Below are 22,013 nucleotides of genomic sequence, written 5' to 3' on the forward strand. Positions count from 1 at the left end.
CCCCTAAATTTAGACACTTTCACGTACATTCTACCTAAATCGTATGAACCGATCTATTTCCGCGAAGGCCCTCTGTAACTAAAAAATATCCTGCATAAAGCTTGTACGAGCAGCATACATATGGAAATGGCACCTGCAAAAATGTATTCAAGAAGTTGTTTACAAATATATCCTTCTAAATTATAGTAAACTTGTAGGAATTATATGGATTAACGGATTGAGAGGGATGTTATGTCCAATATCATGCGAGGCGCAGCAATAGAGCGGGTGAGTACAAGAAGCCGAAGATCGATAGCCGAAAGCACAGGGGCAGCATTTCAGAAAATGTGGAATAAGCCTTTGTATAAGGTGCTGCTGCTAATACTTGGATTCCCTATTCATCTAGTAACAGCTATTGTATACATACTCCGCAAGCGCAAGGAACGTTATTCATCGATCAGGCAACAAGTGCTGCACGAATATACACAGCAGGGTTATCGAGAACATTTAGTCGATGAAGTAAGGAAAGAGCTCACTAACAAATATCAATTCTTCCGTAAAGCCATTCGCCAAGAACGTCTGGATAAAGAGATCGAGACCATCGCGGGCAAGCAGTTCAATGAGGCTGTGGATCAGCGAACGCTGGAGAAGATGAGGCAAGAGGGGGCAGAGCGAGTAACATTTACGAGCACGTTTCAATTGTTAGCAGCCAACCCGTTATTCCTAGGGCTATCCTTCGTACCCGGAATATTCATGTATATCGGGATGTATTTGTATAGTCAGCCTTATCTGAAATACGTCTTTGAGCGATTGGTGATGATGGTATTCGTCATCTTTGGTGTTACCTTGTTCGTGTTCACGATTCTTTACATATCGCCACTAGATCCTGCAGCTAACATACTCGGCCAATCCGCAACACAGGCTCAGCTCGATCAATTCAACGCGGTTTATGGCTTGGATCAACCCTTCTTTGTACAGCTATGGACAACATTTGAAGGATTATTCTCATTTGATCTAGGCAAGTCATTTGCTGGAAATGAGCAAGTGACAATTGAGATTATGAGGAAACTGCCGGTGACGCTGGAGTTAACGGTTATTTCGCTTATACTGGCTGTCGTTCTCTCCATTCCGTCCGGTATCATATCTGCCATCAGGCAGTATTCCTTCTTCGATTACAGCTTCATGCTGTTTGTCTTAATTGGGCTTTCACTGCCGAACTTCTGGCAAGGCTTGATCTTCATCTTGAACTTCTCCATTAAGTTAACTTGGTTCCCGGCAACTTACAGTCCACAGAACTGGTTATCTATGGTGATGCCAGTCATCGTGCTAGGTACGGGGCTTGCGGCATCAATTGCCCGAATGACCAGATCCTCTACTCTAGAGGTCATTCATCAGGACTATATTGTAACAGCGAAGGCGAAAGGGCTAAGCGAGCGCAAGGTTATATTCAAGCACGCGCTTGGTAACGCGTTGATTCCAATCGTGACGGTTATCGGTCTGCAGTTTGGCGGGTTATTGGGGGGCGCGGCAGTTACAGAGAAAGTATTTAACATCAGCGGTATTGGCAGTTATATCGTAGATAAGCAGTTCATTCCGGATATCCCAAGCATCGTCGGAGGGGTAATCTATATCGCAGCAGCGATCTCGCTTGTGAACCTATTCGTGGATATTCTGTACTCGTTCTTAGATCCAAGAATCCGCTCCAAAATGAAACATTACTAAGTGGGTGTAGAGATATGAATAACCAGAGGATAAACAATGAAGTGAGACGCAGGCTGAAGACCAGTCAGGAATATAAGCTGGCGAATTTCGCTTGGGGGTTTACGCTAGGGATAGCCGTGATCTTGTTGTTTAACGGTGCAGATGTGATTGATAAGGAATTGAACATTCCGCTGCTCATCTTGACCGGAATCTACACGGTATTTGGGCTGCTCCAATGGCTGGTATCCGTCAGAATTAGGCGTGACCTCATCCGCCATGAGGAGATTCGCAAGTCTACCCGAGTTTTTGGCTTCATCTTAATAATCGCGTTAGCGACAGGAAATGTATTCATTGCGATAGCGGCGCTGGACATCATCAAGAAGCACAAATCAATGGAATACACCTTATCGATCTACATGATCTTAGTGGACTTATGGATCATCATCCTTTCAGGTTTGAACCTGTTTAAGCCGTACGTTGCAAATACCTTCTTAATGGGTATGGGCGCACTGCTCGTGTTAAGCGTGATACATATTATCGCCATGCTGCTCGTGGCACGGATGATTCATGACAAGCGAGTTGATCGGAGACTTATGCCGCTTGCTTATGTCCTTATCGTCACAGCGGTAACGGGCAACCTGTTCGCTTTCCTGCTCGGGATTACGATTCTGAGTAAGATCAAGCATCATGATAAGCAAAGCTTGGCTACTTGGATTGACATCCTGCGGCGGCTGTTTCGCAACACGATGGCGGTGCTCGGTCTATTGTTCATCGTGCTTCTGCTGTCGGTATCAATCTGTAGTTACTTTACGTTTGAAGCATCATTAGCGATTGAAAATAACTTTGAGACACTGCTGCAGTCGCCGAGCTTGGTATATCCATTCGGGACAGATGATTATGGAAGATGTGTATTCACCCGCATCATTCTCGGGGCGCGAATTTCCTTAATCGTAGGGATTATCTCTACATTAATCCCAGTAATTATAGGGGGATACTTGGGTGCATTATCTGGCTTCTATGGGAAAACGGCAGACAATGTGATCATGCGTACACTGGATATCTTATACGCGGTTCCCGGTATGCTGCTTGCGATCGCCATAGTGGCAGCCTTTGGTGCGAATACGACCAATCTGATATTGGCGCTAAGTGTCGGGGCAATCCCGACCTATGCACGAACGATGCGTGCGACAGTCATGAGCGTATCGAACTTCGAATTTGTTGAGGCAGCCAAGGCCTGCGGTGCGAAGGACAATACCATCATATTCAAGCATATTATTCCGAACTCGCTGGCTCCTATCATCGTTAAGGCGACATTAACGATCGGCACAGCGGTAATCGCGACGAGCAGCTTGAGTTACCTTGGCTTAGGTGTTGAGCCGCATATTCCAGAGTGGGGCAACATCTTGAAGGTCGGCAGCAAGTATCTAGAGACGAATCCGTACTTGGCTATATATCCAGGGCTTGCAATCATCGCTATGGTATTAGCATTTAACTTCTTTGGGGATGGGCTTCGAGACGCCTTGGATCCCAAGCTGAAATAGGAGCTGAAGGCTGTTGGACGATATATTGGAGATCAAGAATCTTCATGTTCATTATGTGACGGAAGATGAGGTCGTTAAGGCGGTAAATGGGGTCAACTTATCCATCGCCAAAGGGGATAGCTTGGGCCTGGTTGGAGAAACCGGCGCAGGCAAGACGACTACGGCGCTTTCGATTATTCAACTGGTGCCCGATCCGCCCGGAGTGATCGCGGATGGCGAGATCTATTTCAAGGGACATAACGTCATCTTGAACTCAGAAAAGGACAATCGCAAGCTGCGGGGCAACGGCATCTCGATGATCTTTCAGGATTCGATGACCGCGCTGAATCCAATCATGCGGGTAGGCGATCAGCTATCCGAGGTCGTGCTGAACCATATGAAGGTCAGCAAGGCGGAAGCGAAACAGCAGGTCATAGAGCTGCTCGAGATCGTAGGTGTGAAGGCCGACCGCTATGACGATTATCCGCATCAATTCTCAGGCGGGATGAAGCAGCGGGTGCTGATCACGATGGCGCTGTTGTGCAATCCGGAGCTGCTTATCGCGGATGAGCCGACGACTGCGCTCGATGTGACCATTCAAGCTCAGGTGCTGGAGCTGATCAATCAGCTGCGACAGAAGTACAACATGTCGCTGCTGCTGATCACGCATGATCTGGGCGTGGTGGCGGAGACGTGCAACAAGGTGGCGATCATGTACGCAGGTCAGATCGTCGAGATGGGCACGGTTGAAGAGGTGTTTACGAATCCGAAGCACCCTTACACGCAAGGACTGTTTGAGTCGATTCCGAAGCTGGATGAGGAACAGGACATGCTCATTCAGATCGAGGGGAGCATCGCGAATCCGGCTCTGCTTCCAACAGGCTGCATCTTCCACCCGAGATGCAAGCATAAGCAGGCTGTCTGTGAGACCACTTCACCTGAGGTATACGGGGAAGGACATCAGTGTAAATGCCACTTCGCATTAGGTAAAGAGGTGACGGTATGAGCCAGCAAACGTTGCTAGAAGTTCGCAACCTCAAGAAATATTTCGCTGTGCCAAACGGAAATCTGCATGCGGTGGATAACGTCTCGTTCAGTGTGAAGGAAGGGGAGACGCTCGGAATTGTTGGGGAATCGGGCTGCGGCAAGAGTACGCTCGGCCGAGTCATTCTTCGGCTGCACGAGCCGACTGCGGGCAAGGTATTGTTTCAGGGTATGAACATAACCGCGTTCGAGAAGGAAGAGATGCGGCATATGCGGCAGCATATGCAGATCATCTTCCAGGACCCTTATGCATCGCTTAATCCGAGGCTTACGGTCTCTCAGATTATAGAAGAACCGATGAAGTACTATCCGTTATTCAAGACGGATAAAGAACGCAAAGCGAGAGTAGCCGAGTTGATGGACTTGATCGGTCTGCCGCAGCGAGCTTACAATGCTTATCCACACGAGTTCGACGGCGGACGCCGGCAGCGGATCGTCATCGCGAGAGCGCTGGCGTTGAATCCTAAGTTCATCGTATGCGATGAGCCGGTTAGTGCGCTGGATGTGTCGGTTCAGGCGCAGATCTTGAATCTGATGAAGGATCTGCAGAAGAGGCTGGGACTGACCTACATCTTCATCTCGCATGACTTATCGGTAGTGAAGCACATCTCGAATCATGTCGGCGTGATGTATCTTGGACAGCTGATCGAGAAGGCGCCGAAGACCGCCTTCTTCAAGCGGCCGCTTCATCCGTACAGCATGGCGCTGCTGTCCGCAATCCCGTCTGTCAATATCCGGGAGAAGAAAGAGAAGATCATCTTGAAGGGCGAGATCTCCTCGCCGATCAATCCGAAGGCTGGCTGCCGCTTCGCACCGCGATGTCCATTCGCGACTGAGCGATGTCAGATGGAGGATCCAGCGCTGCTGGAAGTGGAGCCTGATCATGTTGTGGCATGCCATCGGGTAGAGGAAATTCGAAGCGGGGCATTAACATTTTAACAATGTAAAGATAAGTAGATCATAGGGGAGGCTGCCGTATGAAGGCAAAAGGGATCATGACTTTCATCTTAAGTATTACGTTGGTGCTGACAGGCTGCACTACGGTGAAGACGAAGGATGATGTGAAGAAGGTTGAAGAAGTAGAGAAGCCGAAGACAGAGATTGTGAATCAGAAGCCTGTTGATATTCAGCTTCTGACGATGAGCAGCAATGAGACAGATGCGAATATCGTGCGCGACCAGCTGACGAAAGCTGGCTTCAATGTAAAATTAAACGTGCAGCCGGACTTCGGCAGCTACACATCGCAGGAGGCAGCAGGCAACTATGATATTGCCATTTCCGGCTGGACAACGGTTACAGGCAACCCAGACTATGCGGTTAGATCGTTGTTTGTAACAGGTGGCGACTATAATAGAGGGCCTGTTGCTGATCCGGAAGTTGATAAGCTGATTAATCAGGCTGCCGCAGAAACGCCGGATAAGTACAAGGAGATCTACAAGCAGCTCGAAGAGCACATTGTGTTCAACAAAGCATATATCGCGCCGCTGTATGTCTCGAACAAGAACATTGGAGTGAACAAGGACGTACTGAAGGAAGATACGGTTAAATTGTTCAAATCAAGAGCATCACAATGGGAGCTCATTGACTTCGTGGACGAATCCAAGCGCGACAAGGATCCTCTGCTGCTGCAGCAGGCGATCTCAACGCTGACCTCGCTTGATCCGATCAAGGGTAATGATGGTTCCATCAACACGTTGAATACGAATATGTATGTTCGATTGATCAACCTGACGCAGGATGATCAGATTACTTCTAACGGCTCTCTTTCCTTTAATCATGCGATCGCCGAGGGAAATTCCGAGTATTACTTCATCCTGCGGGACGATATTCATTTCGCTAAGATTGAGAACAAGGCTGCAGCGGATTCAGGAGAACGAGTGGGTGCTGATGATGTCATCTTCTCTCTGAAACGAGCGAATAATAAGGATTCCGTACCGGATCATCGAACTTACAGCTTGCATGAGCATATCAAAGAGGTTGAAGTAGTAACAGACTTGAATGCGTTGGCTCAGTTAAAGCAGTCGGGTACGGGCACAAGCATGAAAGAGGCATTGGAACAAGGACTGCCATCACCTATCTCAGCCTTAACAGCTAATAAAGCAGAGGCGGATAGCAAGGCGGGCAAGTATCAAGTGGTGAAGGTAACGACAACTGAGCCGTTCCCTCAGGTTCTGAACTATCTGGCCCACCAATCCGCTGGGATTGTGTCGAAGAAGCAGGTAGAGAGCATTAATACGTATGATGTAGCGAAATATGATGTGAACAAAGATATTTCTTACGGCGATCAAGCGACGATCACTGAAGGCGGTAAATACAACAATCAGCTGTATGCAAGCGGTCCGTACATCTTGGCTTATAAGAACGACTACGAGGCTGTATTCTACAAGAATCCTTCTTATCAGAAGGGAACGAATTATGAGCCTAAGATTGCTAAGGTGATCGTGAAGTTCATCAGTGAGGCAGACAGTGCATTGTCCGCATTGCGGAGTGGAGAGATTCTAGCGTATAACGGTATCGCGGATACGAAGCTGGATCTGGTTACAGGCGACAGTAAGCTGAAGCTGACGACGATGAAGAGCAACGGGGTATCCTACTTGCTGTTCAACCTGGAGAACAGTGAGCTTACGAAGAACGAGGATCTGAGAAAGGCTGTGCTGTACTCGATCAACCAAGATGAGTTCATTCAATATTATAAGAATAACAAGTCGAAGGCAGTGTCAACGGCAACGCCGCTGGTGGATACAGGTCTTGAATTGAAGGCCGATGCCGCGAAAGTACAGGAATACCTAAACAAGTATAGAGCAACTGTGAAATAAGGACAGATAAGAGTTAATAGTAAAGTGCCCCTTGCGGTGATGCGAATCATTTCGAGGGGCTTTTTGCTGGTTGATAATAGGGGCGAAAGTTATTTACAAGTCATTTTCTGTACATATTGATGGTAATGCGGTATATTTCAACTTGCTGGTTATATAGCTGGCTTACATGAATACCAAGGATCATCGACGGATATTCAATATATAAATAGTGATGGAGTGAAGATATGGGCAAGGCTAAGGGCGGAACAGGCAGAGGAACGGGTAAGAAGGGCTGGAACAGATGGCAAGCGAGTGAGAGCCGTAAGAAGAACGCGCCTAAGCCTTATAAGAGCAAAGGGGTCAAGCGCGCTAAGGAAGAAGCGGCTGCAGCTGCGGCAGCGAGCGGCAATAAGGAACATAAACCAAAGGCTTAATGGTAGAGCATGAATTAGTGAAGAGATATTCCTTCACTATGTGGCGGATGCGATACCGCGGAAATTCCCCGTTACAGCGGTCGAGCCTCGCAGGTAAGATGAGATAACGGGGAAAAACCGTGTTACAGGTGAGAGTCTGCGTATGGATGATGAGGCTCGAGCGAGATAACAGGTATTTTCCCCGTTACAGCGGGCGAAGCTCGCAAGTAAGATGAGATAACGGGGAAAAACCGTGTTACAGGTGAGAGTCAGCGTACGGATGGTGAGGCTCGAGCGAGATAACAGGTTTATTCCCCGTTACAGCATGTGAAACTCGCAAGTAAGATGAGATAACGGGGAAAAACTGTGTTACAGAGACGAGGCACAACAGGGATGGGGAGGCTCGCGCCGGAGAGCTGAGACGTCCAAAAACGACGTCTCAGCCGCACAACCGGCCGCGCACAGTCCTCGGCTGTTTCCCATGCTATTGGTAGAAGTGGTATTGATCCTTTCCTCGCTCTTTGGATACATACAAGGCTTGATCTGCTCGCTTGCATAAGACACTTGGATCCATTCCATGTTCAGGAGCCAGAGAAATACCGATGCTCACCGTAACCATATTCCGCTGCTGCTCCACCTCTTGATCGACAATCTCTTTTACCATGGAGATAATCCGCGCAGCTGTGTGCTCCACTTCACCTTTGTTCGTGGACGGCATAATGATGACGAATTCATCACCGCCAAGTCGGATCGTGACGTCCTCCTTGCGGGCGATAGAGCCGATGCCTTGGGCAACGCACTTCAGCAGATGATCGCCCCTGTCATGTCCAAGTTCATCATTTACAAGCTTGAAATTGTCCAGATCAATCATAAGCAACGCGGTCGAGCCTTTATTATTCAATAGTACGGTCTCTAGGATCTCGTCAAATGCAGCCCTGTTCTTTAACCCAGTAAGGCTGTCGTGAAAGGCTAGATACATCGGTCTAGCAAACCATCTGGAAATGATCAGAGCCAACATGATCGCTGCAATAATAGCGGTGATTATCTGGATCATAAAAGTACGCTGATTGGCCTCCAATATGGCTTCAAGATCATGCTCATTATAGATGATCTCCAGTACTTTATTTCGAGTAGCTCCTATATCAACGGTAGAAGTGTAAGGCACATAAAGGTAGACCGCAGGCTCTCCTTTCCACTCCTCCCGGTGTGATGTTGTTTGCCCTGTCCTCAAAGCTTCTTCAAATGCTCTCCTTCTATCCGCTGTCAGTATGTGGTCAGTAGGATTAGATCCTAATGTAAGGCCTCCCGGATTCAGAACGTTGATCTCATCAAGAGAGGGATTCTTCTGTACGAGATGGTCGATCGTGTTCAAGAAATTAAACTGTTGAAAGATATCACCCTCCGAAAGCGAGTACCCCAACTCAATGATATATTGTTTATCGCTTGTTGCCATGTAGCTATATTTCTTCAATTGACCGCTCCGCTGCTCGATATCAATTCCGTCATGATAGAAGCCGCCTGCATTTCTTCGTTCGTCGAGAGTCTGAGCAAACTTCTGACAGCATGAGGTGAAATCTAGTCCGATATCAATAAGTGTACTGCTGTGGGTAATGATGTTGTTCTTATTCAGAATATATACATCGAATGAAAGCTGCTGCTTCAAAGCTTGAAAGTCCCATTCATCAAAGTCGGGATTCTTATCGTACAGCTCCGACAGCATCTGTGAGTCTTCTTTCATTTGTACAGCACGATCCTCACCGAATATAAATAACGCCTTCTCAACCATCTCAATTGCGTACTTGACCATCTCCACATTCTGCTCTACTTGGGCCTGCTTATAATCGATCGCCTGTTCCTCTAGCCTGAACTGGTTAGTTGTTGCAAGTGTAATCGATATGAGTAAAGCAAATATAACGAGAGTTACCGTTAATTTAAGCCTGAAGTTTGATTTCACTTGTTACACCTCCTAGCTAGCTGCCTCCCGATGATGGTTACTTCATGATCAATACTACAAGCGAAATATTCAAAGTTAAGATTTATTAGGAAATATGAACTACTATAAAACAGGAACGTATAGGTATAAGTATTCAGCTAACAGATGAGAAAACCTCTTTCTTGCTATGTATTTTCAATAATTTCTCATATTAAGAATTCGTAAATAGGATTTTGGGCTTATTAAGCTAAGAAAATTCATTCCATTTATACGAAGTGCCCTCCCTTCAGTTATGGGTCCAGCGTATTGACATTGAAATTTAAGATGTGATATATAAGAGAAAGAATTAGCACTCATATTAGTTGAGTGCTAATCACAATAGTTCGTTCACGGATACAGAAGGGAGATCTATTTGTGGCTAAGAAACAATTTAAAGCAGAATCCAAACGATTGCTGGAAATGATGATCAACTCCATTTACACGCAGAAGGAAATCTTTCTAAGAGAACTAATCTCGAATGCCAGTGATGCGATCGACAAGATCTATTACAAGGCGCTAGCTGATGAGCATATGGTATTTAATAAAGATGAATATTTCATCAAGGTGGCCGTTGATAAGACGAACCGTACCTTAACCATCTCGGATACAGGTATTGGGATGACGAAGGATGATCTCGAGAATAACCTTGGTATCATTGCAAAGAGCGGTTCATTGGCATTTAAGAATGAGAATGAGCTGAAAGACGGTTACAATATCATCGGTCAATTCGGTGTTGGATTCTATTCTGCCTTCATGGTGGCGGATGTCGTTACCGTAATTAGCCGGGCGCTTGGCAGCGATGAAGCCTATAAGTGGGAATCCACTGGAGCAGATGGGTACACGATTGAGCCGTGCGAGAAGGCAACGGTGGGTACGGAAATCATTTTACAGGTCAAGGAAAACACCGAAGACGATCAGTACGATGAATACCTAGAAGAGTATCGCTTAAGAGCGATCGTTAAGAAATACTCCGACTTCATTCGATATCCGATCAAGATGGACGTTAAAGGTCAAAGACCGAAGGAAGGCAGCGAAGATGAGCTGGAGGAGTATCAAGAGGAACAAACGATTAACAGCATGGTTCCGATCTGGCGGAAAAATAAAAGCGAGCTGACGTCAGAGGACTATGACCGTTTCTACATGGAGAAGCGTTACGGCTTCGACAAGCCAGTATCCCACATCCATATTAAGGCGGATGGCGCGGTTGTATACAATGCGATTCTCTATATTCCTGGCAATACGCCGTTCGACTACTACACGAAGGAATATGAGAAGGGGCTGGAGCTTTACTCCAATGGCGTATTGATCATGAATAAATGCGCTGAGCTGCTTCCTGACTACTTCAGCTTCGTTAAAGGTATGGTTGACTCGGAAGATCTGTCGCTCAACATTTCACGCGAGATGCTGCAGCATGACCGTCAATTGAGCCTAATTGCGAAAAATATTAAGAACAAGATCAAGAGCCAATTGCAGAGCCTGCTGAAGGATGAGCGAGAGAAGTACGAGCAATTCTATAATGCGTTCGGCAGACAGCTTAAGTTCGGCGTGTACAATGAATATGGCATGCATAAGGATGTACTGCAGGATCTGCTGATGTTCTCTTCTTCAAAGGAGAAGAAGCTGGTTACACTTGATGAGTACGTATCGAGAATGCCGGAAGATCAGAAGTATATCTACTACGCGGCTGGAGAATCGATCGATCGACTCGAGAAGCTGCCGCAGACAGAAATGGTGCTGGATAAAGGCTATGAGATCCTGTACTTCACGGACGATGTCGACGAATTCGCGATCAAGATGCTCATGTCCTACAAGGAGAAGGAGTTTAGATCCGTATCCAGCGGCGACCTCGGGATTGAGCCGGATGCTGCTGACAAGGAATCTGACGCAGAGCAAACGGAGAGCAAGGAGCTCTTCGACGAGATGAAGAGCATTCTAAGCGATAAGGTAAAGCAGGTTCGAGCTTCCAAGCGATTGAAGACACATCCGGTATGTCTGACGACAGAGGGTGAAGTGACGATCGAGATGGAGAAGATATTGAAGGCGATGCCGAACGGTCAAGATGTGAAGGCTGACAAGGTGCTGGAGATCAACGTGAACCATGAGGTGTACAAGTCCTTGAAGGAAGCTGCCCAAGGAGATAAGGAGAAGCTTAGTCTGTATACGAATCTCCTGTACCATCAAGCACTTCTGATTGAAGGCTTGCCGATTGAAGATCCAGTGCAATTCACGAATGATATCTGTAAAATTATGAAGTAGGGCATTGCCCCGAAGCATAGCACGGAGAACACCCCGTCCCTGGCATGATCAGGACGGGGTGTTTGCTATTTATTACTGGAGTTTGAGCAGCGAAGCAATCATAGCAAGGAGAAGTTGAATCTACTTCAAGTTTGTCATAGTCCTATTTCCAAGAGTTAGGGTATGATTGATAGAGTTGTGGATTGCGTTGCTGGATAATCGGAGAGTACATACGTAAGGAGCAGCTTGATGGTAGTTTCATCTGGGTTACCTTTTTGGATCGGCTTATTATTGCATTTTGCAATACAGATGAAGTGTATGCTGTCGCAAGCGTACAGAAGGGTGATGTCAAACTACCGTATTAATTTCAATGGAGGCGATTAAAATGTTTATCTTTATTGGACTTATTGCGATAGCTATCGGTTTACTTAACCTGTTAAACCCTAAGTTTGCGTGGCACATAAAAGAAGGCTGGAAAGTTGATGGTGACTCTGAACCTAGCGACTTTTATGTTTTTATGACAAGATTAAGCGGTGTGTTTGCTTTAGTCATTGGCATGATAATGTTTTTCTCGAACTGAATGCGTCCCGCCGCACTTCTTATACCACGGCACCGCAGTTCGCTTCCTAGACAGCATTATGCGCGACGGCTTGCAGAAGCAGAGCAGGCTGCATGTTCATCTATCGAGTGATCGTGAAACAGCCGATAAAGTCGGGAAGCGTCATGGCAAACCGGTGGTGTTGACGGTCAGTGCGGGACGAATGCATGAGGATGGAATTTCATTTTATCTATCGAAAAATGGTGTGTGGTTGTGCGACCAAGTGCCTGTGAAGTATCTAGAGGTCAGGCAATAGTTACTTGTTCCGAATGCAAGCGCAGGCTGGTGCGGCGACTTCAGAAGCAGAATGATCATGTCAGAGCGGGGATTCCTGCGGGGCATAGTCGTTCTGTTTTTTTATTTTTTTGAAAAATAAATACGTTCGTAATACTTTCACCATGTTCGCACCTGCGAAAATAAGCGATGATAGGTCATGTCATCAGCGGTCGACGTCGTGTGACGCTCGATGGATGACTCGAATATGTGCGGTTGAAGTACCCAGGCAGGGATATCAGCTATCCCGCAGTGCACACGCATCATATGCGCGGTGTATGCTGTACGGTCAATTCGGCATATTCTCCTTTATTAGGGGTTCGAATCCCCGATCGTATGGACGATCAGCTCATGGTAGAGCACTCGACTTCCACTCGAGCATTAGTAAAAAAGCAGCCTTTAACAGGAATCCACTGTGGCTCCCATAGCACGCTGCGGTCGGGCTCAGCAATCCGCGGATACCGCTGTGAATCAGCTCAGCTTGTCTGCTGTTCGATGAAGGGAGTGAATGTCGGTTGCAAGTTAACCGAGCATTCATTCTCGGACTCAGCGGCAGAGAGCTGGACGGCTCCATGGCTCAAGCGCGATTCCGCCTCAACTGCAGGCGGATTCCTCCACTAAAGGCGAACTGCGAACAGAAGTACATATCTATCCCAAGGGGGAGTTTACATGTTTAAGAAGACGATCATTCAATTCGATGAGCGCGGCTTGCTGTTCCAAGATGGCAGCTATAAGCAGGTGCTGCAGCCAGGAACTTACCGTTTTGCGCCATGGTCTAATGTAAGAGTTATAGCTCTGAATGTCACGAAGCCGTTTGCGGTTCAGGGCAAAGAGCTGCAGTTGTTTATGCATGATCAAGAGCTGCTGCGGGAGCTTGAGGTGGTGCATGTTCAGGATCATGAATATGTGCTGCATTATGAGGATGGACAATTCGCCGCGATGCTGACGGCTGGAACATACGGATACTGGAAAGTGATGAAGAAGCATACCTTCGTACGAATCGATAGCCGCAATCCGGCGATCCCAGCAGAGGTTGATACTGCGATACTGCCTAAGCTTGTGGGCTTCTGCCAAGCATATGATGTCGCGAACCATGAGGTAGGTCTACTGTTCTACAACAATGTGCTGCAGCGGGAGCTGAAGCCTGGCAGGTATTACTTCTGGAAAGGCTCGACATCTGTCGTGGTCAAGACCGTTGATTTGCGCCAGCAGCAGATGGATATGACCGGTCAAGAGATGATGACCGAGGATAAGGTGACATTGCGCTTGAACTTTGTATGCCAGTATAAGCTGCTGAATCCGCAGCGAATGCTTGCGATCAAGTCGTTCGAGGAGCAGATTTACATTCAGTTGCAGCTCATTTTGCGCGAGTACGTCGGCACCTTGAAGCTTGATGAGCTGCTGAAGATGAAGCAGGAGATCGGTGCGTTTGTCTTGAGTCGGCTGAGCGAGAAGAATGAGGAGTTCGGCGTGCAGTTCCTATCCGCAGGGGTGAAGGACATTATTCTCCCTGGAGAGATCAAGGATATACTGAACACGGTGCTGTACGCGGAGAAGAAGGCGCAAGCGAACATTATTACTCGCAGAGAGGAAACAGCCTCGACCCGCAGCCTGCTGAACACGGCGAAGCTGATGGACGAGAACACGACCTTGTATCGTTTGAAGGAGCTTGAGTTTCTCGAGAAGATCTGTGAGAAGATCGGCACGATCTCGCTCACAGGAGGCGGCAACCTGCTGGAGCAGCTGAATTCGCTGCTTAGCGTGAAGAGTGCCGACAAGGTGCAGTCATCCTAGCTGCGAGTTGCGATAACACAGCAATCTCGCATGTGAGCCATCCCCCTGTTCTAATCGTTGACTTGATGAGTCTACGAACAGAATAGGGGGTTTTTGGTGCGATCATGGAGACAGGTTGAGTTGAGATTGTGTTAATTCAAGACAAGCTATACAATTATAGTTATAGAGGAAGTTGAGGTCTGCCTAGAGTGGCGGGCGAGGGATTAACCATTACATGAGGTGAACGATTTGGAATATAAACAGATTATAGAAAAGATTCATAACGGCTTAACGGGCAATAGCGAAGCTGATATCCAATACTTGCAAGCGCAAGCGGAGGAGTACAAGCATCATGGACAATCGCGTGAAATCATTAGAGCGATCGGCAAAATGATCTATGATTGTCTCCCAGCGGATAAGAGAGCAGCGTTCGCGCAGGCGGTATCCCAAGATGAGCAGAATGTTCAAGCTCAGCTGGAGCAGGCTGTATCACTCGTTGCTCAGGGGGAGCTGGAGCAGGCTAAAGGCTTGATCGAGTCATTGATTAACAGTATCGGAGCTCTGAATCAGAAGGACGAAGATAGCGAGTATTTTAGCTTTCATTCTGCCTTAGAGATCTATTTATATAAGGAATTATTCCAGCCTAAGAAGGCGATTAGACAAACCCAGCACGATAACAGCTTAATATACAGAGTGTATGGTCTTATTCTCATGGAGCTCAATCAGCTGGATAAAGCAGTTGCCGCATTCGAGCAATCCTTAACATGGAATCCGCTTGATGTGGAGACGATGTTTGAGCTGGTTGAGGTGTATAAACAAACAGAGGATCTGGACAGAATTCTCGAGATTGCGAAGCGGTCCATAGAGTATGTCTCGACCAGCGGCAATCTAGCGCGCTGCTATCGAAATCTAGGGTATTACTATACCGAGATGGAGGATTATGAGGCTGCGGTATGCTTCTACTTCTTGAGCAATTCTTATGAAGCGAATCAGCAGGCTACCTCCGAGCTTCAATATTTAGCGCAGAAGCTGGATAAGCCGATGGAGCGGCCTGATATGAAGCAGGTTGCGGAGATGCTGGCGGATAAGGGAGTACAGCTTGGAGCAAATGACATGGTGATCGGACTGGCTATGGGACTCGCGAAGCAAGCGGAAGCCCATAACGATAAGAGCGCCGCCAAGCATTACTACGGCATCGCCTATGATCTGACCGGCGATAAGCGAATTAAGGACATGATCGACGGACTTCGATAATGGATAATCAATATTGAAATGAGGGCAGCAAGTCTTGAAAACATTTAAGAAAGTATATATCGAGATTACGAGCGTATGTAATCTGGCTTGCAGTTTCTGTCCGCCAACTCATCGGCAGAACAGCTTCATCAAGCTGGATGATTTCAATCGTGTACTGGATCAGATCAAGCCGCATACGAATCATATCTACCTGCACGTCAAGGGCGAGCCGCTGCTCCATCCAAAGCTCGATCAGCTTCTCGATGCTGCTCATGACAAAGGCTTCAAAGTGAATATTACGACAAATGGCACGCTGATTAATAAAGCAAAGCACAGAATACTAGGCAAGCCGGCTCTTCGGCAGATGAACTTTTCTCTGCACAGCTTCGACGGTCATGAGGGGTCAACGGACCGAGATAAGTACCTAACAGATATCCTGACATTTGTTCGCGAGGCGGCCGAGCATAATGTAATCTTCTCCTTCAGACTGTGGAACTTGACGCAGGATAATGCTACGAATCTGGAGCGAAGCCGAAACCGAGAAACGCTATCCATCTTGGAGAAAGAGTTTAATCTGGATTATAAGATTGAAGAGAAAGTAGAGCCAGGCAGCGGTATCAAGATTGCCGATCGAATCTATATCAATCAGGATCACGAATTCGAATGGCCGAGCCTGCAGGCGCCAGAAGATGACGGCAAGGGCTTCTGTCACGCGCTGCGCAGTCAAGCTGCGGTGCTGGTTGATGGAACGGTTGTGCCGTGTTGTCTAGACGGAGAAGGTGTCATCAATCTGGGCAACATCAACAACACGTCATTCTCGGAGATTGTGGAGAGCGAACGGGCGAACAATCTGTTCTACGGTTTTTCCAGAAGAGAAGCCGTTGAAGAGCTGTGCCGCAAGTGCGGGTATCGGAAGCGGTTTGGAACGTAAATCTATATTCTAAAGGAGCTGCCCATGATAAGTGTAGTGAATACGCCTCATTATGCAGGAGTTACGATTAGCGGCGACTATAACGATTTAGATCAATTGTACTCTGTACTCCACCTTTTAGTAGACGAGCAGAACTTGCATCAGAGCTACAATTCATTAAGAATCCGAATATTAGCGTTGTGTTATGAAGTCAGACATGCTTTAATGGGAGACCGCAGTATCGAGCTGGTCGACAACGGTTTACATGAAGAGGCGATGAAATATCATGCTGTTATAGCCCCTAAGAATAACGTATATTACAGCTTTCGTGTCTATTGGCCGGAGCTGCTGTTTATTTGCAAAGCGTTGGATATATTGGCGGACCGCCTCGACAGGCATAAGAAGAAACCGCTGGAGTGGAATCTTCCAATCGCTGTGGCTCGGCAGCTTCAAGCGAATATCGTGAACTGCCTGACACAGATTATGCCTGCTCCAAAAGCGGCTAGAGTCATGAATAGTATGAACGGCTATTTTGTCGATCTAGATTATTATACGACTCAATATCTGGATTCCCTGAACTGTAAGTTTCTCGCAATGGATGCGGAGAAGCGATTGAAGAACATATCGGTGATGGCGAAGCGGATATTCGAGAGAGGCGACGACTACAAGAAGTGCAGACAAGCGGTACACGAGGCGGCCAAGGAATATAATTGTCCAGTAGAACAGATCGAGCTTGATCTAGAGTATCCGGATCCAGAACAATTGGATTGGTAATAGAGATTGGTTTCTCAAGATTAGTGGTATAATCAATAAACAACACCTTTCAAGGAGGATTTCGATGGATTACGCAGCATATTTCAAAGAGAAAAGAGAACAACAGCTGAATGAGCTCAAAGAATGGATCTCGATCCCGAGTATTTCCGCATTGTCCGCTCATAAGGAAGATATGAATAAGGCGGCAAGCTGGCTGGCTGACAATCTGAAGAAGGCTGGATTGGAGAATGTAGAAGTCTTTCAAACCAATGGCCATCCAATCGTATATGCGGATTATCTGCATGCGCCGGACAAGCCGACTGTATTAGTGTACGGTCATTATGATGTACAGCCGGTCGATCCGCTTCACCTCTGGGAGACGCCTCCTTTTGAGCCGACGATTCGAGATAATAAGCTGTTTGCTCGCGGAGCAACTGACGATAAGGGACAGCTATTCCTACATATTAAGGCTATTGAAGCTATTCTGGATCAAGAGAAATCTCTTCCTGTAAATGTGAAGCTCTGCATCGAGGGTGAAGAGGAGATTAGCAGCATGAGCCTGTATCCTTTCCTTGATGAGCATCAAGATAAGTTGGCTTGCGATGCCGTGCTGATCTCGGATACAGAGCTGCTTGGAACAGGCAAGCCGAGCATCTGCACGGGGCTGCGCGGATTGTGCTCGTTGGATGTATCCTTGACTACGGCAAATACTGACCTCCATTCCGGCACCTATGGCGGCGGAGTTCCGAACGCGCTTCACGCACTCGTGTCCTTGCTGAATTCCTTGCATGACGAGCAAGGAAAGGTTATGGTTGAAGGCTTCTACGATGACGTTCCTGAGCTCACGGAAGAGCTGAGAGCGGAATTCGCGAAGAAGGGCTTTGATGAAGAGCAATTGAAGCAAAGACTAGGCCTGGACGCGCTGTTCGGTGAAGAAGGCTACTCCTATGTGGAGCGTACTGGCGCTAGACCGACATTGGAGCTTAATGGCGTATACGGCGGCTTCCAGGGTGAAGGCACGAAGACGGTCATTCCTTGCGAAGCGCATGCGAAGATCACTTGCCGTCTGGTAGGCAATCAGGATCCGCAGGACATTCTGAACAAGATTGAGCGCCATATCCGCAAGCATACTCCAGTTGGAGCGAAAGTGAATGTACTCCAGCGCGAGAAAGGCAATCCATTTACGATCGACCCATCGATTCCTCTGCTGCAAACCGCTGCTGACGCATATGAGCAGGTGTATGGAACACGTCCAATCTTTACTCGTGACGGCGGTTCTATTCCGATCGTTGAGGCGTTCTCTCGTGTGTTGTCCGCACCAGTCGTGCTGATGGGCTTCGGTCTTCCTGGAGAGAATCTTCATGCTCCAAATGAACATTTTCATCTGGAGAACTTTGATAAGGGCTTGCTGACGATCGTTGAATTCCTGAAGCGAGTGTAAGGTTAAACCAAATATATAGGAAGAGGAATACGGATGCGATATTATCGTTAACTGTATTCCTCTTTTTTTGTGCTGTACACATGACTTCTTCTGTATATATTGAACGGTACTGCAACTTTTTACCAATTTTGATGTCTAATTGATATAGATAGAAGGTTTGAAGGGGGAAGGACTGTGAACCGGCGTTCACTCGTTCGATATTTGTTATTTACGGGGTTAATCGTTGTCAGCGTGTACCTCTTGGTTTCATCTGTGAAAATGGGTAAATTTCAAACGGATCCCACATTGGAACCGCATACTGCGACTTCTGTAAATCAAAGTAAAAAGGAAAAAGCAGTTAATCCCGTGCCGCTCAAGCTCAAAGTTGGAGAGAAGTACGAGGTTAAGCAGAACGGGCCTTATTTTACAGAACCCTTGTCTATAGACAGCAGCTTGGATAAGCTAATCGTTCGATCCAGTGTCAAAAAAGGTGATTTCATCAATGTTCATACGACTGATACAGAATTAGTTTCCGTAAATACGAGTGAGCAAGGAGTGCTATGGCTCCCATCCTGGTACTTATCCAATGCGGCTGGTGAGGTCAACATGACTTCGCCCATTTATGTATCGATACAATCTAAGGCAGAGCTTCATCTGGCACCTGAAAGTGAGATGCTGTGGCCAGAAGCTGAGAATGTCAAGCAGCGGGTATCAATTGCCAAATGGAAGAATTGGTACGGCGTCATTGTTAGCCAACCCAACTGGCATGAGGGATATAACGTGCAGCAGCCCTTTCTATTATGGGTACATGAGCGGGATATTGCGGGTCATAAGGCCATTCAGGGGGGACTCCTGGACCGTAACTCTGAGGTGCCGACAGACGTTGTTCGCAATATTGCGGGGATACAGCTGGCTGCTGGTGTTGACGATCTGTTCGTCAAGCAGCTGTTGGGTAAACCCCATTTCATTGAAACATCTGCGAATCTAGAAATGACGGGCACTCCTATGCGTCTTGGCGTGACCTGGAGATATGAACGCGAGGATTCTCAATTTCTTGTCACGTTCTCTTCCGCCGGCAAGCTAGAACGATACAATTGGCAGCTGCCTGCATATGGGGAGAAAGCAGTAAGCACCTATATGGGTGACAACTTCAATTTCACCTATGATATTAAGAATACACCGCTTGCTTCTACGTTGATGTTGAGTCCGGTATGGAGGCATCAGGGAGATCTGAATTTTACCTTTTTATTAGGCGGAAATGATGATGTACTGCTCCTTAGAGGAGATGACGGCGGGTTCAGCGGTATGCATTATGATTCTTGTCTATATGCCATTAACCGGCATACTGGCAAGAAGCTGTGGCAGGTTGATGCTGGTTTCGGCTGGTTCTTCGCGGAGATGGATCAATCCCGCCAATATGTAACGATCTATACGGCTTATAATCCTGACCTCAAGAAATATGATTACCGTATTCAACATATCAGGTTGTCAGACGGACATGTGATATGGGAGGTAAATCTGGCAGAGAATGCAGGATGGAGCAGCATGCTTGCTGCACGCGATGTGATACTGATTTACCATCCTTGGGATCAAGATAAGAAGGAAGGCTCCGTTGTGGTATATGATAGTGCAACAGGCAAGGAGCGCTGGAAGAAGACATTTACAGATGAGTATCGTGTGTTGAATGAAGGGGCGGAAGATGCCCATATTCTGATTCAGCAGAAGCAGCAGTTGGAAGCTTATGATCCACCAACAGGGCAGTTGAAGTGGACGTTGAAAGGTGCTAGTGCTGAACCGATTGATCCATACAGCATATATGACAATGGCTATCGAGCTCAACCATTCGTACCAGCAAGCTCTAAGCGTTGGCTGTTGGCAGGCAGTGAGTGGCTGCTGCTGGATACGGAGACGGGGGATGTTTCCGTAAAGTATTCTGTTGCCCGTGGTGAAAGGGTGGATATTATCGATGAACGGTATATGCTGGTCCAGCGAGGGCTGGATACCGATCTTAGCGGAAATGCCACTCGTTATGAAACCTCATTACAGGATCTGAAGGAAGAGCGGACGCTGTGGACGATAAAGGGAAGGGTATTCAGAGGGGTAATTGAAGGCGATGTGATGTATGCGGCCGTGGAAGGAATTCCTACAGCGATTGATATGGAGAGCGGCAGCAGCTTATGGAAAATGAAGACTACAGCAAATAAAGAGGATTATCTCCTGTATCTGTCTGGAAGCAGCTATGCAGTAACGGATGAGTATCTCATACTCTATTATGGCTCAGACCTCCTGGTTCTCGGCAAGAATGACGGCAAAGTGATAGGCCGAGTCCATGATATGCTAGGGGGAATGGCTGATCTTCGTGAAAGTGAAGCTAGGACTGGGCTTATGAATACCGTTGGTGATGAACTGTATGTTGGCACTTCAAATGGCGCATTTTCTCGTTTTAATCTGGAGAGCTTAAAGCCGTAATTTAGTTAGCGTGATTGCTACTCATATGGCATTATGGTATGTCCCTATTATGATCGATCAGCAGGAAAATTTAGGGTCTTGGGCGAAGAAGATATGGTTGTTCTGTAGCGTTGAATCTAATAGGAGGCATGTTGATGGAAATGGTGGGTATGAAGCAATTAATAGATGACTTGTTTGCGGCTGCGCAGGCAGATGACGTCGTGCGACTTCACGATATGTTGGAATCGCAGCCGCAATTGGCCAATGCGGAGAACAGCGAGGGGCTTATGCCCTTGGGGTATGCAGCGCATTTTGGTAATGCTGATGCGGTACGGGTGCTGCTCGAATATGGAGCGGAAGTGAATGCGATATCTCGATCCAAGGTCCCGTACATTCCTTCTAATACAGCGCTGCATGCAGCGATTGCAGGAAGCCGAAGCGAGGCGGTCGTCAAGCTGCTATTATCGCATCAGGCGCAGACGACGCTGTTCGATAGCAACGGACATACCTGCCTGCACACTGCTGCGTTCCATGATGATAACGTAGACATCATTCGCATGCTGATTGCACATGGTGCAGATGTAAATGCGAAGGCTGAAGGCGGAGAAACAGCATTATCGCTTGCTGTTAAGCAGGGCAACGAGCGTGTCGCCGCGTTCCTGCGTGAACACGGGGCAATGTAAGGAAAGGGTCGCAGCTTATGAGGCTGCGACCCTTTTTTTGTGCGGCGTGGGGGGGGTGTCGGGGGAAATGAACGCCTCAGCCCCCCGCGCGCCCCCGCGGCGGGTCAAAATGAGCCCGAGACGTAGAAAACCGACGTCTCAGGCTCAAAACCGCGCCGCAAAAGGGCTGAGACGTCGAGAATTAACGTCTCAGCCCTCCGCGCGCCTACGCGGCGGGTCAAACTGAGCCCGAGACGTAGAAAACCGACGTCTCAGGCTCAAAA

Annotated in this window: 17 protein-coding genes and 1 pseudogene; 17 read left to right on the forward strand and 1 reads right to left on the reverse strand. The window is 47.4% G+C overall.

Going from position 1 to position 22,013, the window contains the following annotated elements; translation table 11 throughout:
* Positions 1-231: 231 nt before the first annotated feature.
* The 6 genes from ACXX53_RS22725 to ACXX53_RS22750 all read left to right on the forward strand — a co-directional run bounded on the left by ACXX53_RS22725 (position 232) and on the right by ACXX53_RS22750 (position 7,473).
* Entirely contained in the window at positions 232-1,701 is a 1,470-nt protein-coding gene (locus ACXX53_RS22725; protein WP_458570980.1) for an ABC transporter permease, read from the forward strand.
* Positions 1,702-1,715: 14 nt separating this feature from the next.
* Complete coding sequence (locus ACXX53_RS22730; RefSeq protein WP_458570981.1) at positions 1,716-3,221, forward strand: ABC transporter permease; 1,506 nt, start codon at positions 1,716-1,718, stop codon at positions 3,219-3,221.
* Between the two features lie 13 nt (positions 3,222-3,234).
* On the forward strand, positions 3,235-4,206 hold the full coding sequence (locus tag ACXX53_RS22735; protein ID WP_458570982.1) for an ABC transporter ATP-binding protein: 972 nt from the start codon (positions 3,235-3,237) through the stop codon (positions 4,204-4,206).
* The gene (locus ACXX53_RS22740; protein WP_458570983.1) at positions 4,203-5,183 is read left to right on the forward strand and encodes an ABC transporter ATP-binding protein; all 981 of its coding nucleotides are present in this window, start codon (positions 4,203-4,205) and stop codon (positions 5,181-5,183) included. Before ACXX53_RS22735 ends, ACXX53_RS22740 begins: the two co-directional genes overlap by 4 nt.
* 38 nt (positions 5,184-5,221) lie before the next feature.
* A complete protein-coding gene (locus ACXX53_RS22745; protein ID WP_458570984.1) occupies positions 5,222-7,060 on the forward strand; it encodes an ABC transporter substrate-binding protein in 1,839 nt (612 codons plus the stop codon).
* A gap of 224 nt (positions 7,061-7,284) precedes the next feature.
* Entirely contained in the window at positions 7,285-7,473 is a 189-nt protein-coding gene (locus ACXX53_RS22750) for a DUF3934 family protein (protein ID WP_458570985.1), read from the forward strand.
* A 463-nt stretch (positions 7,474-7,936) separates the two neighbouring features.
* Here the strand turns inward: ACXX53_RS22750 and ACXX53_RS22755 are convergent, their stop codons facing one another.
* On the reverse strand, positions 7,937-9,406 hold the full coding sequence (locus ACXX53_RS22755; RefSeq protein WP_458570986.1) for a GGDEF domain-containing protein: 1,470 nt from the start codon (positions 9,404-9,406) through the stop codon (positions 7,937-7,939).
* A 393-nt stretch (positions 9,407-9,799) separates the two neighbouring features.
* Here ACXX53_RS22755 and htpG point away from each other — a divergent pair, with 393 nt between their 5' ends.
* The 11 genes and pseudogenes from htpG (at position 9,800) to ACXX53_RS22810 (ending at position 21,750) form a co-directional block, all read left to right on the forward strand.
* Positions 9,800-11,680, forward strand: coding sequence for a molecular chaperone HtpG (gene htpG, locus ACXX53_RS22760; protein ID WP_458570987.1), 1,881 nt, complete (start codon positions 9,800-9,802; stop codon positions 11,678-11,680).
* A gap of 349 nt (positions 11,681-12,029) precedes the next feature.
* Positions 12,030-12,239 carry a DUF6199 family natural product biosynthesis protein gene (locus ACXX53_RS22765; protein WP_458570988.1) on the forward strand — a complete coding sequence of 70 codons (210 nt, stop codon included), beginning with the start codon at positions 12,030-12,032 and terminating at the stop codon, positions 12,237-12,239.
* Between the two features lie 22 nt (positions 12,240-12,261).
* Positions 12,262-12,513 (forward strand): annotated as a pseudogene (locus ACXX53_RS22770) (RNA 2'-phosphotransferase); the annotation flags it as partial.
* A gap of 227 nt (positions 12,514-12,740) precedes the next feature.
* A complete protein-coding gene (locus tag ACXX53_RS22775) occupies positions 12,741-13,151 on the forward strand; it encodes a hypothetical protein (protein ID WP_458570989.1) in 411 nt (136 codons plus the stop codon).
* A 48-nt stretch (positions 13,152-13,199) separates the two neighbouring features.
* Entirely contained in the window at positions 13,200-14,324 is a 1,125-nt protein-coding gene (locus tag ACXX53_RS22780) for a slipin family protein (protein ID WP_458570990.1), read from the forward strand.
* Between the two features lie 228 nt (positions 14,325-14,552).
* Positions 14,553-15,557 (forward strand): tetratricopeptide repeat protein, encoded by a 1,005-nt coding sequence (locus ACXX53_RS22785; protein ID WP_458570991.1) that lies wholly within the window; start codon positions 14,553-14,555, stop codon positions 15,555-15,557.
* Positions 15,558-15,591: 34 nt separating this feature from the next.
* Positions 15,592-16,467, forward strand: a complete 876-nt coding sequence (locus ACXX53_RS22790; protein WP_458570992.1) for a radical SAM/SPASM domain-containing protein — start codon at positions 15,592-15,594, stop codon at positions 16,465-16,467.
* 24 nt (positions 16,468-16,491) lie between these two features.
* Positions 16,492-17,220, forward strand: a complete 729-nt coding sequence (locus tag ACXX53_RS22795) for a DUF6904 family protein (protein ID WP_458570993.1) — start codon at positions 16,492-16,494, stop codon at positions 17,218-17,220.
* 64 nt (positions 17,221-17,284) lie between these two features.
* Positions 17,285-18,640: a dipeptidase gene (locus tag ACXX53_RS22800; RefSeq protein ID WP_458570994.1), complete on the forward strand. Its 1,356-nt coding sequence runs from the start codon at positions 17,285-17,287 to the stop codon at positions 18,638-18,640.
* Positions 18,641-18,814: 174 nt separating this feature from the next.
* Complete coding sequence (locus tag ACXX53_RS22805) at positions 18,815-21,088, forward strand: outer membrane protein assembly factor BamB family protein (protein WP_458570995.1); 2,274 nt, start codon at positions 18,815-18,817, stop codon at positions 21,086-21,088.
* Between the two features lie 134 nt (positions 21,089-21,222).
* Positions 21,223-21,750, forward strand: a complete 528-nt coding sequence (locus ACXX53_RS22810) for an ankyrin repeat domain-containing protein (RefSeq protein ID WP_458570996.1) — start codon at positions 21,223-21,225, stop codon at positions 21,748-21,750.
* The last annotated feature ends 263 nt before the right edge of the window (positions 21,751-22,013 follow it).

This window comes from Paenibacillus marinisediminis (assembly GCF_054343325.1).

Bases quoted from the DNA above. Each gene is read 5' to 3' on its own strand.
- ACXX53_RS22725 (WP_458570980.1), top strand. From the start codon at position 232: ATGTCCAATATCATGCGAGGCGCAGCAATAGAGCGGGTGAGTACAAGA.
- ACXX53_RS22730 (WP_458570981.1), top strand. From the start codon at position 1,716: ATGAATAACCAGAGGATAAACAATGAAGTGAGACGCAGGCTGAAGACC.
- ACXX53_RS22740 (WP_458570983.1), top strand. From the start codon at position 4,203: ATGAGCCAGCAAACGTTGCTAGAAGTTCGCAACCTCAAGAAATATTTC.
- ACXX53_RS22745 (WP_458570984.1), top strand. From the start codon at position 5,222: ATGAAGGCAAAAGGGATCATGACTTTCATCTTAAGTATTACGTTGGTG.
- ACXX53_RS22750 (WP_458570985.1), top strand. From the start codon at position 7,285: ATGGGCAAGGCTAAGGGCGGAACAGGCAGAGGAACGGGTAAGAAGGGC.
- ACXX53_RS22765 (WP_458570988.1), top strand. From the start codon at position 12,030: ATGGAGGCGATTAAAATGTTTATCTTTATTGGACTTATTGCGATAGCT.
- ACXX53_RS22780 (WP_458570990.1), top strand. From the start codon at position 13,200: ATGTTTAAGAAGACGATCATTCAATTCGATGAGCGCGGCTTGCTGTTC.
- ACXX53_RS22795 (WP_458570993.1), top strand. From the start codon at position 16,492: ATGATAAGTGTAGTGAATACGCCTCATTATGCAGGAGTTACGATTAGC.
- ACXX53_RS22800 (WP_458570994.1), top strand. From the start codon at position 17,285: ATGGATTACGCAGCATATTTCAAAGAGAAAAGAGAACAACAGCTGAAT.
- ACXX53_RS22810 (WP_458570996.1), top strand. From the start codon at position 21,223: ATGGAAATGGTGGGTATGAAGCAATTAATAGATGACTTGTTTGCGGCT.